Genomic DNA, 13284 nt, shown 5'->3' with positions numbered 1-13284 from the left:
GATGATCAGCAATGCGCCGGACTACACGCCGCTGGCCGCAGCCTTCAATTTCCAGTTGGACGGAACACTGTCCGCCGGCGACAAGCCGATGACCGACGCGCAGAAGGCGCTGACAAACGAAGCCTACGTATTCCAGCAGCCGCGTCTTTCGACCACCGCTGCCCTGATGGACAAGATGTATTATGAGGCGACGATCAACACGGTCACCACCGTTGATAACCTCCTCGCCAACAGCCGCCTGCTGAATTATGTCGTTGTCGCTTTTGGTCTGCCGTCCACGACCCTGATGGCTACACTGGAAAATGTACTCACCAGCGACCCGGACGATCCGGCAAGCTACGTCAACACATCGACGGACGCGAACAAGGAAATCTTCAAGGAGATGGCCCGCGCCTTCAATTTCCAGTCGGACGGCACGTTGGCATCCGGTGATACGCCGCAGACGGCGACGCAGATGGCCCTGACCTCCGGCGGTTATATTGATCGCTACAACGACAATTACGAAGCAGCGGACGCTGCGGTCATTTCTTCCTATAAGACGCTGATGGGCCTCGTCGTCGACGTTGACGATATGCTGGACGATAGAAAGATCATGGCGCTCGTCCTCCAGGCTTTCGGGCTGGAAAATGAGGGAGACAGCACCCGCAAACTGAAAAAAGTGCTGACCAGCGATCTGAACGATCCCAAAAGCTATGCCAACAGCCTGAAGGATAGCCGCTATGTCGAACTGGCCAAGGCGTTCAATTTCAATGCCGATGGTACGCTTGGCACGCCGCTTCTGGCCCAGTCGGAATCCGAAATCCTTAAAACGGCGTCCGGCTATGTGGTGCAGAAAAGCCGGTTTGGAACCGAAGAGGACAAGACGGCAGCAACCGCGGAATCGAAATATTACAGCGCCGAGGTCGAAAAGCTTGCCTCGCTCGACGATCTCCTCGGCAATCGCCGGCTCGTCGATTTCATCCTTGTGGCCGCTGGCATTGATCCGAAAGAAGTCGAGACGGACTACGTCCGCCAGATGTTTGAATCGGATCTCAACGATCCGGACAGCTTGGTCAATACGCAGGCAGATACGCGCTACCGCGAGATCGTCGCCTCCTTCAATTTCAATCTCGAAGGAGAGATCGTAAGGCCTGAGTCTGGCCAGATCCAGTCTCGACGCGGTCTGCTCGACACGAACGACCTCTATCTCAACCAGACTCTGGAAGAGACTGAAGGCGAGGACAATGCCGGCGTGCGCCTGGCGCTTTATTTCAAGCGCATGGCCTCCGGTATCAGCAATGCCTATGACCTTCTCGCCGACAGCGCCCTGCTGCAGGTCATCCAGACGACGTTCAATATTCCGAAAGAGATGTCGAGTGCAGATGTCGATCTGCAATATGACTACATCAACCGCGTCCTCGATATCGAGGACCTGCACGATCCGGAGGCTCTGGAAAAACTGATGGCCCGCTTCACCGCGCTGTACGACATCGAGAACAATGTCGATGTCTCCGCTGGCGAACTCATCCTGTCGGGCGGAGGCGGCGGAGGCATCAGCGCCGACACGCTGCTCAGCCTGACGCAACTCAGGGCCGGCGGCGCATGATAGGCATCAGCTTTCGCTTTCGTACCGAACCCGCCTGAACGGCGCTACCGCCACCGCGCCGTTCAGGCGGGTTTGGTAGCGCCGGCCTCAGTCTCCCGCCGCATAGAGCAGGGCGATATCGCGGTGATACAGTTCGCAGACAGTCGCTTCCGATGTCACGATGGCTCGCTTTGCCTCGATCACGATGATGCAGCCATTTCTGAAACTGTACTGCCGACTGCCGTCTGGCAGTCGCATCTGCACTGGCACCTCATCCATCGGTCGTTGTTCGCCGGATGGCGTGGAGGGTTGGGCGACGCAGGCCGTTACCATAAGCAGGAGCGGCAGACCGATCAGGATGTGCAGACAGGGTTTCATGTTAAAATCTTCCAGGTCATCAATCAGGTCTCAAAACAACGGCAAGCTCGCATAACTCCGACCGCTTAACCCTCGGACCTAGCCTTGAAAGCCGACTTCTTTTTGTTCCCGGTCGCCCGTAGATGTGTTCGTCGCATTTAAGACCTTGTCCGGATTCATGATCCCCGCCGGGTCGAAGGCGTGTTTGATGCGCTGCATCAGGTCGATTTCGATCGGCGACCGGACTTCGGCCAGTTCATCCCGCTTCAACTGGCCGATGCCATGTTCGGCCGAGATCGAACCGTTGTATTTCAGAACGATGCCATGAACGATCGCATTCATCTCGCGCCAGCGGTCGATGAAGGCCTGTTTATCGGCGCCGACTGGCTGGGAAATGTTATAGTGGATATTGCCGTCGCCCATGTGCCCGAAGGCGCAGATGCGTGCGCCTGACATCGCCGCCATCACCGCCGCATCGGCTTCCTTCATGAAGGCCGGAATGCTGGAAACGGGAACCGACACGTCGTGCTTGATCGAGCCACCCTCCGGCTTTTGCGCCGGTGACATGCTTTCGCGCATATGCCAGAGGCTTTTGCGCTGCGCCTCGCTGCTGGCGATGATGGCGTTTTCGACCAGGCCGTCGGCGATGCCACGTTCCAACAAGCTCTGCATCATCTGCTCGGCGCGTTCCGCCGTGTCCGTGGTCGAAATGTCGATCAGCACGTACCAGGAATGCAGCGTGTCCATAGGATCGCGGACACCGGGAATATGCCGGGTGGTGAATTCGACGCCCAGCCGCGGCATCAGCTCGAAGCCCGTCAGCGCCGGGCCACAGAGGCTTGACGCCAGATCGAAAAAGGCAAGCGCATCGCCAACGGACTTCAGGCCTGCAAAGGCCACCTGATGGCCGACCGGTTGCGGATAGAGTTTGAGCACGGCCCCTGTGATGACGCCGAGCGTTCCCTCGGCACCGATGAACAGGTCGCGCAGGTCGTAGCCGGTATTGTCCTTTTTCAGGCTGCGCAATCCATCCCAGATCTCGCCGGTCGGCAGCACGACTTCGAGACCGAGGCAGAGCTGGCGCATATTGCCATAGGCCAGCACCGCCGTGCCGCCGGCATTGGTCGAGAGATTACCGCCGATCCGGCAGGAGCCTTCGGAGCCGAGCGACAGAGGAAACAGCCGATTATGCTCTTCCGCGACCCGCTGGATGTCGGCCAGGATGCAGCCGGCATCCGCGACGATGACATTGCCGACGGGATCGACGGCGCGGACCTTGTTCAGCCGCTCCAGTGAGAGCACGATATCCCCGGCATCCGGCCGCGGGATCTGCCCCGCCACATGCCCGGTATTGCCACCCTGCGGCACGATGGCCGTGCCGGTCTCGGTCGCCAGCTTCAGGATCGCCGAGATTTCCTCGACGCTGCCCGGCTTCAGAACCACCGGTGTCGTGCCCCTATAGAGACCGCGGGATTCGATCAGATAGGGTGCCTGCTCGGCGATGTCGGTAACGGCATGCTGCGGACCGACGATGGCGGTGAAGCGGGCAAGCAGATCGGGCGAGGGGATCATGGCGATTGCTCCCAGGGTAATGAGCGTGTGGTGACCCCCTCTGTCACTCCGTGACATCTCCCCCACAAGGGGAGATCGGCCGTAGACTCCTTGCCTTGAAAATTTGGTTTATTGAGAGGCTTGCGGTCAATCTCCCCCTTGTGGGGGAGATGTCGGCGTAGCCGACAGAGGGGGAGCCAGCGCATACCCAGTGCTTTCAAGCCTGCTCACGAGCTCGCTCCGCCGCGTGGCGCCGCCGCCCGCTCGATCCGGTCATTGATCGCCTCTCCGAGCCCTTCCATCGGAATCGACCCGAATGCGATCGTCGCCGCACCAGAGGCGTCGGCCTGCTTCATGAAAGCAAAGAGATTGGCGGCGGCCTCGCTCAGATCGCCTGTCGCGCTGAGGTCCAGCACCAGCGCCGCCGCGTCCTCTCCCGGAAGCGCCGCTCCGCCGAAGCGGATCAGCGCCTCGTCTGGACTGGCCTCTGTTGCGTTCAGGCGAACACCGGCGACCGGCGCATAATGGGAGGCGAGCATGCCGGGTGCCTCGATGATGGCGCCGGCGGTTTCCGGCCGTAGTACCTTCTTGCCGGTCAGCCCCTCGATTGCAGCGACATCGAGACCGCCCGGCCGCAGCAGATGGATTTCGCCGCCCTCGACCTTGATGATCGTCGATTCAAGCCCGATCCCTGACGGTCCGGCGTCGAGGATCAGGGTGAGTCTGTCGCCTAGATCGGCCTCCACATGGGCGGCCGTGGTCGGGCTGATCTTTCCGGAGGTATTGGCACTTGGCGCGGCCAGCGGTCTGCCGAAGCGGGCAATGACGCCGCGCGAAAACCCGTCGGGCATGCGTACACCCAACGTGTCGAGCCCGGCAGAGGCCAAAGCATGCACGGTGCTGTCGGCCTTGAGTGGCAGGATCAGCGTCAGCGGCCCCGGCCAAAATGCCTCTGCCAGCCAGCGCGACAAAGGGTCAAAGTCCACATGCTGGTCGGCCATCTCGAAATCGCTGACATGGCAGATCAGCGGGTTGAACCTGGGACGACCCTTCATTTCATAGATGCGGGCAATGGCTTGCGGATTGGTCGCATCGGCGGCAAGCCCATAGACCGTTTCCGTCGGGATCGCGACCGGCAAACCATCGGCCAGTACCGCACAGGCGCGCGCAAGGGCTGCCTCCGGCTCTTTTCCCGTGTCGATGATTTCGGCCATGCCATGAGCTTTCGCTTTTATATCAGCGTCTCTTTAGACCAGGCGGGTGGAAAACAGAATGTTTTTCTGCCCGCGACGATCCGCGGCGATCAGAGACTGCGGATGATCTTGCGCAGTTGTTCGTTGCGGGCGCCGAGTTGCAGCACGTTTTTCAGCGCCACCTTGGGGTCATGGGTGCGAAACAAAAGCCCGTCGCTGCGCAGGGTGCGGTTGATCACCATGCGGCCGATCTCCTCGCCCTCGTCGATCGCGACCGCGAAATACATGCGCGAATAGCCGAGATTGATCCGCTCGAAAAACTGCTCGCCGTCGCCGATGTCGGCATAGAAGTTGGCGATGTAGAAGGACCACTTGATGTCCTTCAGTGGCGCGAACTGGGTCTTTGCCGCGGTGACATGGCAATAGCCGAGATGCGGGCTGCCCTTCAGCGTACGCTGGAACAACAGCTTTGGAAAGCGGATCGACGGATGGAAGGCGTTAATGCGCGAATGGGTGGTGTCGCCGGCTGTCTCGAGTTTCTTCGCCGTGCGCGTGGCTACCTCGTCATAGGTCAGGTAGCGTTTCTCGACCGGGTTCCAGTCGGCAGCCCTGCGGTTGATCCGCCCGGTGCGCAGGAATTCGGTATAGATCGCTGCCTTTGGCGGTGCTTCCGGTTTTTTGACCGAGGCGGCATCGTAATATCTGAGTTTAGCCATGGCCTGTCCTACACTATGGTCGCGTTGCAAGACGTATCGATGCAGACGTGCGCAAGAGGCCGAAACCCTCTTCGTCAGAGGCTACACCGGGACGGTTAACGCAATCTTTAGAAGCTATAGCTGCCGGTGATGACGCGAGGCTTGCGCAGCTGATCCTGGCCGCTTTCAGGTCATGTCGCAAAAAGGCAGTTCACGGCTGCGTTTTCAGGCAAGCTGCCCGAATTTGTGCACGTTGCCGAAAAATCAGCCCATCACCTTGTTTATGCTTGCCAAATAAGCCTGTGTGCTTGTTTGTGGATGATCTGTTGTCGTGTCGCCATTCTGGAATCGCGTGTCGTTTTCCGGCGTCTCTTTTTCCGGGCCGAAAGGTTAGATGGGACCACTCAAGGTGTCGCTCTGAACGGGAGGGCGGAGAATTGGGAAGCCGGTCAGATCCCGGCGCTGCCCCCGCAACGGTGGTGGAGTGAGCACTTCGGCAAAAAGCCACTGGGGCGAGGACCCCGGGAAGGCGCCGCGGTCGTCTGCAAGGACAGCTCCTGAGCCCGGAAACCAGCCTTGTCACGAAATGATGTCTTGGTCGCGGCGGGCGACCGGAAGGCGAACCTTCGTATCCGAAGCGGCTCGTGCCGCGACGGTGGTTCCTTTCCTGCCCGGCGCAATCGCAAAAGTGGCGAGCCCCAAAGTCAGCGGGTAGAAGGAAATGAACATGGATCTCCGCAGCGAAGTTCTCCGCAAGCTCAAGAACCGGCGCCCTGGCCACAGCCTTGAGCAGGCCTTCTATACCGATCCCGATCTGTTCAAGATCGATATGGAGCAAATCTGGTACAAGGACTGGCTGTTCATCGGCCATGACTGCGAAATCCCGAAGTCCGGCAATTATTTCACCGTCCAGGTCGGTGAATACCCTGTCGTCATCGTGCGCGACCGCACGGGCACCGTTCGCGCCCTGCACAATTCCTGCCGTCACCGCGGTTCGCGCGTTTGCGCCGGCGCCAAGGGCTCGTCCGCGAAGCTCGTCTGTCCTTATCACCAGTGGACCTATGAACTCGACGGCAAGCTGCTCTTTGCCCGCCAGATGGGCGAGGATTTCGACAAGAACGAGCACGGCCTGAAGCCTATCCACTGCGAAACCATCGGCGGCTACATCTTCATCTGCCTCGCCGACGAAGCCATGGACTTCCAGCCCGTGCGCGACATGGTCTCATCCTATGTCATGCCGCACAATCTGAAGGACACCAAGGTCGCCTTCGAAAGCACGATCATCGAGAAGGGCAACTGGAAGCTCGTCTGGGAAAACAACCGCGAGTGCTATCATTGCGCCGCCAACCATCCGGAACTCTGCCGCACCTATCCGGAAGCCCCGACGGCAACCGGCGTGCAGGGTGCCAAGGACGATCCCGTCATTGCCGCCCATTGGGAACATTGCGAATCCTCCGGCCTGCCGAGCGAGTTCAAGCTCAATCATACCGGCCAGTTCCGCGTTGCCCGCATGCCGCTGATCCAGGATGCCGAGAGCTACACCCTGTCCGGCGCGCGCGCCGTCAAGCGCCCGCTGTCCGACGACGTCAGCCAGAGCCATATCGGCACGCTGCTGCTCTTCCATTACCCTTCCACATGGAACCATGTGCTCGCCGACCACGCCATCACCTTCCGCGTGCTTCCGCTCGGCCCCGAACTGACGCAGGTCACGACCAAGTGGCTGGTGCACAAAGATGCGGTCGAGGGCGTCGATTACACGATCGACGAACTCACCCATGTCTGGACCGAGACCAATGACCAGGACCGCCAGATCGTCGAGGAAAATGCTTTCGGCATCCGTTCACCGGCCTATCAGCCCGGCCCCTATTCGCCGGAACATGAAGGCGGCGTCATGCAGTTCGTCGAATGGTACACGAATTTCATGCAGGACCGCCTGAAGGGCGCAACCGCGTCTCCGTCTCTGGTCCGGGTGGCCTGACATGACGATTGCAGCATCCTTCCAGCATCTCGACGAACTGAAGCCATGGAACGACCGCCAGCACCTCCTGGAGTGCATCTCGGTCACCGCCGAGGCGCCGGATGTGATGACCTTTGCGTTCCGCTCCAACAAGCCCGGCTGGTTCCGCTACCTGCCGGGCCAGTTCGTGACGCTCGAACTGCCGGTGACGCCGGAAGAGCCCGTCATGCGCACCTACACGCTGTCCTCCAGCCCGTCGCGGCCCTTCTCCGTCGCCGTCACGGTCAAGGCGCAGAAGGACTCGATCGGCACGCGCTGGATGTTCGATCACCTGAAGCCCGGCATGACGCTTCGGGCTTTCGGCGCACTCGGTGATTTCACGTTTGTGCGTTACCCCGCGGAAAAATACCTGTTCATTTCGGCGGGGTCCGGCGTGACGCCGATGATGTCGATGACGCGCTGGATGGCCGATTGCACGCCGCAGGGCGATGTCGCCTTCATCTCCTGCGCCCGTCGCCCGGACGATCTTCTGTTCCGCGGCGAGCTTGAGGTGCTTTCGGCGCACATGCCGAACATGTCGCTCGGCTTTATTGTCGAGGGACATTCCCCGAAAGACAGCTGGCATGGCCTGCGCGGCCGCGTCGATGGCACCAAGCTGTCGCTGCTCGCGCCGGATTTCCTGGAGCGTACGGTGTTCTGCTGCGGGCCGGAACCCTTCATGCGCGGCGTGCGCGAGACGCTGAAGTCCGCCGGTTTCGACATGGCGCAGTATCACGAGGAAAGCTTTCAGCCAGCCAATGCGCCTGATCCGGCAGAACTCGCAATCCGCGCCGGATCCGCGGCCACCGTCGACCCGGCCTCCGTGTCCAACGTCACCTTCGCCATGGCCGGCAAGCAGGCCAAGTGTCAGCCCGGCCAGACGATCCTGCAGACGGCACGGTCAGCCGGCGTGCGCATCGGTGCTGCCTGCGAAGGCGGTCTTTGCGGCACATGCCGGGTGATGAAGATTTCGGGCGAGGTCGAGATGACCCACAATGGCGGCATCCTCGACGACGAAATCGACGAAGGCTACATCCTCGCCTGCTGCTCCCGCCCCATCGGCGACGTGCAGATCGAGGCTTGACCGATCGGACTGATTGTCTCTTGGAAAATTGGGTTCCGCCTCAAAGGGGCGGGACCGTGGTTTTATGTGCGGAGTGTCGTTCCAGATGCGCCACCCGAAGTCCATTCAATCAAGGCCGACGATATTCTGCCCGCCATGGTAGCCGCGCTGTAGCCGACGGCGCATAGCGGACGGGAACGGCGTGGCGCGCAGCGGTGCCCTTGCTGGTTATCGGGCGGCGGATCGACGCCGTCATGGTCAGGTCGAGGCTGATGCCGGCTCCCGAGGAGACCAGCGCGCGACCGCTGGCCATCATCATCGGCTCCTCCAGCGGCTTTTCGGACAGAAGTTCGCCTTTGGCCCAGACACCTGCCAGGGTCTTTGCATCGAAAGGGGCGACGTTGACGTCTATGTCGCTCAAGGTGCCGGGCACGCGGTAGGGGCAGCGGCGCTTGCCGCAATTGGAGCCGGAGGAGAATTGCCAGAGCGCATAACCGTCCCAGTTGCCCATGGGAAAGACATTACGGATGCCGGGCTTGTAGCGCGCGTACCAGAGCGGTAGCCGCGAAAGCAGCCTGTGGTCTGCCCGGTGCGCTGCGATATGTTTTGCCGTCGCATGGTTGGTGTAGAGCATCGGGTAGCGTCCGGTGCGGGCCTTGATGTGCCCGGCGAAGATCGCGGCGTCCTCCAGCGACATGTACTTCTCCGCGTCGATGCCCTCAATGTCGAGAACCATCAGTTCATCGGCGCGCGGTTCGGCGTATTCGAGGAAATGATTGGCCTGATCGATCGGGTTGCCGGGACGGGCGAGATGGTACGCGCCCCACAAAAGCCCCTGAGAACGGGCGATCAGCCGGCGTGTCTGGTAGAGTTCCCGGCTCACCGCATATTTGCGCCACATGGTTTTGCAATGGCCGACAGTATCGCCGCGATGCTCTCCCGTGCAGTCAAAACTTTCGGGCAGGCCGTCGGATGCTTTGGCAATAAAGCCGGCGATCTTCTTGTCGCTGTTCATTTTTCCCAGTCGATGATGTTCATCTCATAGGCGTCGATGACGATTGCGTGATCGGGCAGGGTCCAGGGGCGGTATCGCGGGCCTGAGCCTGCGCGGTCAGCAGCACTATGCTACAGGCTGAAACCACCTGGAGAACCCTGCCAAGACTGAAAATCCCGCGTTTTTCCATGGATGAAGGGTGCAGGAAAGATGGTTAACCAACGGTTAATGCGACGCTCGCGAGTTTTACGGACCCAAAAGGGAGGCCAGCGGAACAAATGGGCCACTCAACCGTTTCATTGCCGATAACAGCTTTCCCGAGGAGAAGCCCCGTGTTTACATTTAAGAAGAGTTTTATTCCCATGGCGATTTCGGCCATCGTCGTGATGACGTCGGTTGCGCCGGTGCAGGCCGCTCCTATCGTGCCTGTGCCGATCGAGCGCACCTCCGATATCGTCAAGATTCAGGAGTCGTGGCGCGACCGCGGCGGGATGATGAACCGCGACGATCGCCGCTGGCTGCGCAAGCGTGGCTACTATCGCCAAGGCGGCTATTCCTATTACAACGGTCACCGCGGCTATCGCGAACGGCGTCCGGGTTATCGCCGACACAATGGTGTTTGGTTCCCGCTTGGGGCTTTTGCCGCCGGCGCGATCATCGGTGGTGCGATTGCCGACCGTCCGGTGCGTTACGGCGGCAGCCATGTCGAATGGTGCCAGGACCGCTATCGTTCGTATCGCGCATATGACAACTCGTACCAGCCGAACAACGGCCCGCGCCGTGCGTGCAATTCGCCGTACTGAACGGCCAGACACTTGACGGAAATTCGAGGCCGGGAGCGATCCCGGCCTTTTTCGCGTCCGGCTTTTGCGCAACGGTCAGATGATGCCGATGCGTTTGAGGATCGACCAGGCGGCACCCATGGAGATCATGATGAACAGGAAGGCGACCAGCGTTCCATGGCTTCCATCCGCAAAGGGCAGGTTGCTGGTGTTCATGCCGAAAAAGCCGGTGACCAGCGTCGGCGGCAAAAGGAAAGCCGTCATCAGCGACAGGATATAAAGATGCCGGTTTGTCTCGGATGACAGCTTGCTGTCGATTTCCTCATGCAGCAGTCTTGCCCGCTCCTGCAGCGCGAAGACATCGCGATCCACTGCTTCCAGCCGGTCGGACAGGCGCTCCGCCACGTCGAGAAAGCCGACAGGCACTTCGTCTTCCTCTGAAGTCCCCGCCCGCCGCAGAAGCGCCAAGAGCGTGCGCAGGTGCCGGTGCAGGCGCACCGCAGTGCGTCGCAGCGGCGCCAGCCCCGGCTGGTGATTGTGCCCCTGCTCGCCATAGACATCGTCTTCGATGACGTTCAGTTCCTCGGTCAGTTCCAGCACCAGCGTGATCAGCGTGCGCTGGAACTCCATGACCAGCATTTCGAACAGGTCGATCGGCCGCGTGCAGCGCGCATTCTTCTCGATTGCGGTCTTTACCCTGTCGATGCTGCGCAGCGGGTGCAAGCGCGTCGTGATGATGATCTTTTCGGTGACGGCGAAATGCAGCCAGCCGATGGTCTTGGTCACGGCGTCGAAGGTGCGCTCGAAATCCACCAGCGTGCCGTAGACCATGTCGTCCGCCACGGTGACGGCAGCCTGCGTGTCATGGCTGGAGAGCGTTGAAAGCGCCACTTGCGGCAGGTCGGTTATGCGTTCGATCAAGCCCGGCGTCCGGGCGTCGCTCAAGGCCAAGTGCAGCCACAGCCAGCCTTCACCCTCCGTCAGGGAATCGATGGACGAATCGGCGGCAATCCGCACACACTGGCTTTCGCCGGGCAGGAAGCGATAGGCCCAGACAAGGCCGGGTATTTCAGGGGAGACGAGGTTCATCGGCAGGGTCCCGGGAGAAGGCCAGCCTTCGCTCTATGGGGTTTTCATGACGGTTTTGTTACAGGTGCCTGCTTGGCGCTTGCATGGTTTCCAAGTCGATCGTGGCGATCACCAATTGACGTTTACGTAAAAATCAATATTTTTGGACGAACACGCAGGCGCTTGCTGGACGGTGGACCGGCGATGCTGTCATGTAAAGACGGGAGGAATAGACAATGTACAAGGCACCGGTGGAAGACATCCTGTTCACGCTGAAACACGTGGCGGGCATGGGACCCTCGCTTGAGGAGGGCCGCTTTGGCGATCTCAGCGCCGATCTGGTCGATGCGATCGTCGGCGAGGCAGGGCGGTTCGCATCCGAAGCGGTCGCGCCGCTGGCGACCGTCGGCGACAAGCAGGGCTCGCGGCTCGTTGATGGTGTCGTGCAGACCCCCGATGGCTGGCGCGACCTCTACCACGACTGGATCGGTGGCGGCTGGAACAGCCTGACCGCGCCGGAGGAGTTCGGCGGCCAGGCCCTGCCGCATATGCTGCATGTCGCGGCGATGGAAATGTGGAATGCCGGCTCGATGGCCTTCGCGCTCGGCCCGATGTTGACGATGGGCGCGGTCGAGGCGCTGGAAAAACACGGCTCCGACGCGCTGAAGGCTGTCTTTCTCGAAAAAATGATCGCCGGAACCTGGACCGGCACGATGAACCTTACCGAGCCGCATGCCGGCTCCGATCTCGGAGTGTTGAAGGCGCGGGCCGAGCGCCGTGACGACGGCAGCTACCGTATCTTCGGCCAGAAGATCTACATCACCTGGGGCGAGCACGATTTCACCGACAACATCATCCATCTGGTTCTGGCCCGCCTGCCGGATGCGCCCGCCGGAACGCGCGGCATCTCGCTCTTCCTCGTGCCGAAATTCCTGGTCAATGCGGATGGTTCGCTCGGCGAGCGGAACGATCTCTTCTGCCATGCGCTCGAACATAAGCTCGGCATCCATGCTTCGCCAACCTGCACGATGATCTATGGCGACGGCCGGTACGGTTCGGAAAAGGGCGCTGTCGGTTATCTGATCGGCGAGGAAAACCGCGGCCTCGCCTGCATGTTCACGATGATGAACAATGCCCGGCTGACGGTTGGCGTACAGGGCGTCGCCATGGCCGATGCCGCGACCCAGAAGGCGATTGCGTTTGCCAGGGAACGCACCCAGGGCAAGGCGCCGGGCTGGACAGGCGCCGGCATGAGCCCGATCATCGAGCATCCCGATATTTCCCGCACGCTTCTGACCATGAAGGCGCTGACGCAAGGGTCGCGCGCCATAGCCTATGCCTGCGCCCACGCGGTCGATCTTGGCCATGTCTCCGAGGGCGATGCCGCCCGCCACTGGCAGGAGCGCTCCAGCCTGCTCACTCCGATCGCCAAGGCCTTCGGCACCGATGTCGGCGTCGATGTTGCCTCGATGGGCGTGCAGGTGCATGGCGGCATGGGCTTCATCGAGGAAACCGGCGCTGCCCGCCTTCTGCGCGACGCCCGCATCGCACCGATCTATGAAGGCACCAACGGCATCCAGGCAATCGACCTTGTCAGCCGCAAGCTGCCGCTCTCGGGCGGTGCGCAGGTGCGCGGCCTGATCGCGGAGATGAAGCAGGTTGCGCAGGCGGTTGGCGCCTCCAATCTCGACGGCTTCGGCGAGACGGGCGAGCGGCTGGACGCTGCTCGTGCCGATCTCGAAACAACCACGCAATGGCTGCTTCAGGCGCTGGACGAGGGCAGGGTGGACAAGGCGCTGGCCGGTGCCACCGCTTATCTCAGGCTTTTCGGGCTGGCATTGACCGGCGTCTATCTGGCGAAGGGCGGTCTGGCTGATGGCGGCGATGACCGGCAGCCGGTGCGGATCGCGCTCTGCCGCTTTGCCGCGGAAAACCTGATCTCAGAGACAGCGACGCTCAAGGACCGAGTGATCCACGGTGCGGCCAGCCTGTCTGCCGCCCGTATCGCCCTGAACTGATCG

The 13284-nt window shown here is 61.1% G+C and carries 11 protein-coding genes, 1 pseudogene and 1 riboswitch; of the genes and pseudogenes, 5 read left to right on the top strand and 7 right to left on the bottom strand.

Annotated features, from left to right (window positions below; genetic code table 11):
• Position 1: 1 nt before the first annotated feature.
• On the top strand, positions 2-1585 hold the full coding sequence (locus P6U16_RS05820) for a DUF1217 domain-containing protein (RefSeq protein WP_277702973.1): 1584 nt from the start codon (positions 2-4) through the stop codon (positions 1583-1585).
• An 87-nt stretch (positions 1586-1672) separates the two neighbouring features.
• On the opposite strand, the gene P6U16_RS05815 is transcribed toward P6U16_RS05820, so the two are convergent.
• The 5 genes from P6U16_RS05815 to P6U16_RS05795 all read right to left on the bottom strand — a co-directional run bounded on the left by P6U16_RS05815 (position 1673) and on the right by P6U16_RS05795 (position 6089).
• Positions 1673-1942: a hypothetical protein gene (locus P6U16_RS05815; RefSeq protein WP_277702972.1), complete on the bottom strand. Its 270-nt coding sequence runs from the start codon at positions 1940-1942 to the stop codon at positions 1673-1675.
• 78 nt (positions 1943-2020) lie between these two features.
• Entirely contained in the window at positions 2021-3493 is a 1473-nt protein-coding gene (locus P6U16_RS05810; RefSeq protein ID WP_277702971.1) for an FAD-binding oxidoreductase, read from the bottom strand.
• A 206-nt stretch (positions 3494-3699) separates the two neighbouring features.
• Entirely contained in the window at positions 3700-4686 is a 987-nt protein-coding gene (locus tag P6U16_RS05805) for an L-threonylcarbamoyladenylate synthase (RefSeq protein WP_277702970.1), read from the bottom strand.
• Positions 4687-4775: 89 nt separating this feature from the next.
• Positions 4776-5381 (bottom strand): DUF6656 family protein, encoded by a 606-nt coding sequence (locus tag P6U16_RS05800; protein ID WP_277702969.1) that lies wholly within the window; start codon positions 5379-5381, stop codon positions 4776-4778.
• 369 nt (positions 5382-5750) lie between these two features.
• Positions 5751-5954, top strand: a riboswitch (cobalamin riboswitch).
• The gene (locus tag P6U16_RS05795) at positions 5940-6089 is read right to left on the bottom strand and encodes a hypothetical protein (RefSeq protein ID WP_277702968.1); all 150 of its coding nucleotides are present in this window, start codon (positions 6087-6089) and stop codon (positions 5940-5942) included. It overlaps the preceding riboswitch by 15 nt.
• Between P6U16_RS05795 and P6U16_RS05790 the strand changes: the two genes are divergently transcribed.
• Positions 6088-7338, top strand: a complete 1251-nt coding sequence (locus P6U16_RS05790) for an aromatic ring-hydroxylating dioxygenase subunit alpha (RefSeq protein WP_277702967.1) — start codon at positions 6088-6090, stop codon at positions 7336-7338. The genes P6U16_RS05795 and P6U16_RS05790 overlap by 2 nt on opposite strands.
• A 1-nt stretch (position 7339) precedes the next feature.
• Positions 7340-8440, top strand: coding sequence for a hybrid-cluster NAD(P)-dependent oxidoreductase (locus tag P6U16_RS05785; RefSeq protein ID WP_277702966.1), 1101 nt, complete (start codon positions 7340-7342; stop codon positions 8438-8440).
• A gap of 109 nt (positions 8441-8549) precedes the next feature.
• Here P6U16_RS05785 and P6U16_RS05780 read toward each other — a convergent pair.
• A pseudogene (locus tag P6U16_RS05780) lies at positions 8550-9603 on the bottom strand (GH25 family lysozyme).
• Positions 9604-9775: 172 nt separating this feature from the next.
• On the opposite strand from P6U16_RS05780, the gene P6U16_RS05775 reads away from it, so the two are divergent.
• Positions 9776-10216 (top strand): BA14K family protein, encoded by a 441-nt coding sequence (locus tag P6U16_RS05775; RefSeq protein WP_277702965.1) that lies wholly within the window; start codon positions 9776-9778, stop codon positions 10214-10216.
• A 75-nt stretch (positions 10217-10291) separates the two neighbouring features.
• On the opposite strand, the gene P6U16_RS05770 is transcribed toward P6U16_RS05775, so the two are convergent.
• The gene (locus P6U16_RS05770) at positions 10292-11284 is read right to left on the bottom strand and encodes a transporter (protein ID WP_277702964.1); all 993 of its coding nucleotides are present in this window, start codon (positions 11282-11284) and stop codon (positions 10292-10294) included.
• Between the two features lie 215 nt (positions 11285-11499).
• Here P6U16_RS05770 and P6U16_RS05765 point away from each other — a divergent pair, with 215 nt between their 5' ends.
• Complete coding sequence (locus tag P6U16_RS05765) at positions 11500-13281, top strand: acyl-CoA dehydrogenase (protein WP_277702963.1); 1782 nt, start codon at positions 11500-11502, stop codon at positions 13279-13281.
• Positions 13282-13284 lie beyond the last annotated feature (3 nt).

It is taken from the genome of Rhizobium sp. 32-5/1, from assembly GCF_029537235.1.
Classification (GTDB): domain Bacteria; phylum Pseudomonadota; class Alphaproteobacteria; order Rhizobiales; family Rhizobiaceae; genus Pararhizobium.
The sequence above is the reverse complement of the archived record's forward strand: the minus strand, read 5'-3'. Positions and strand labels throughout refer to the sequence as shown.

Excerpts from the sequence above, each read along its gene's own strand:
- P6U16_RS05775 (WP_277702965.1), top strand. The coding sequence starts at position 9,776 with ATGGCGATTTCGGCCATCGTCGTGATGACGTCGGTTGCGCCGGTGCAG.
- P6U16_RS05810 (WP_277702971.1), bottom strand. The coding sequence starts at position 3,493 with ATGATCCCCTCGCCCGATCTGCTTGCCCGCTTCACCGCCATCGTCGGT.
- P6U16_RS05765 (WP_277702963.1), top strand. The coding sequence starts at position 11,500 with ATGTACAAGGCACCGGTGGAAGACATCCTGTTCACGCTGAAACACGTG.
- P6U16_RS05785 (WP_277702966.1), top strand. The coding sequence starts at position 7,340 with ATGACGATTGCAGCATCCTTCCAGCATCTCGACGAACTGAAGCCATGG.
- P6U16_RS05795 (WP_277702968.1), bottom strand. The coding sequence starts at position 6,089 with ATGTTCATTTCCTTCTACCCGCTGACTTTGGGGCTCGCCACTTTTGCG.
- P6U16_RS05800 (WP_277702969.1), bottom strand. The coding sequence starts at position 5,381 with ATGGCTAAACTCAGATATTACGATGCCGCCTCGGTCAAAAAACCGGAA.
- P6U16_RS05770 (WP_277702964.1), bottom strand. The coding sequence starts at position 11,284 with ATGAACCTCGTCTCCCCTGAAATACCCGGCCTTGTCTGGGCCTATCGC.
- P6U16_RS05815 (WP_277702972.1), bottom strand. The coding sequence starts at position 1,942 with ATGAAACCCTGTCTGCACATCCTGATCGGTCTGCCGCTCCTGCTTATG.
- P6U16_RS05805 (WP_277702970.1), bottom strand. The coding sequence starts at position 4,686 with ATGGCCGAAATCATCGACACGGGAAAAGAGCCGGAGGCAGCCCTTGCG.
- P6U16_RS05820 (WP_277702973.1), top strand. The coding sequence starts at position 2 with ATGATCAGCAATGCGCCGGACTACACGCCGCTGGCCGCAGCCTTCAAT.
- P6U16_RS05790 (WP_277702967.1), top strand. The coding sequence starts at position 6,088 with ATGGATCTCCGCAGCGAAGTTCTCCGCAAGCTCAAGAACCGGCGCCCT.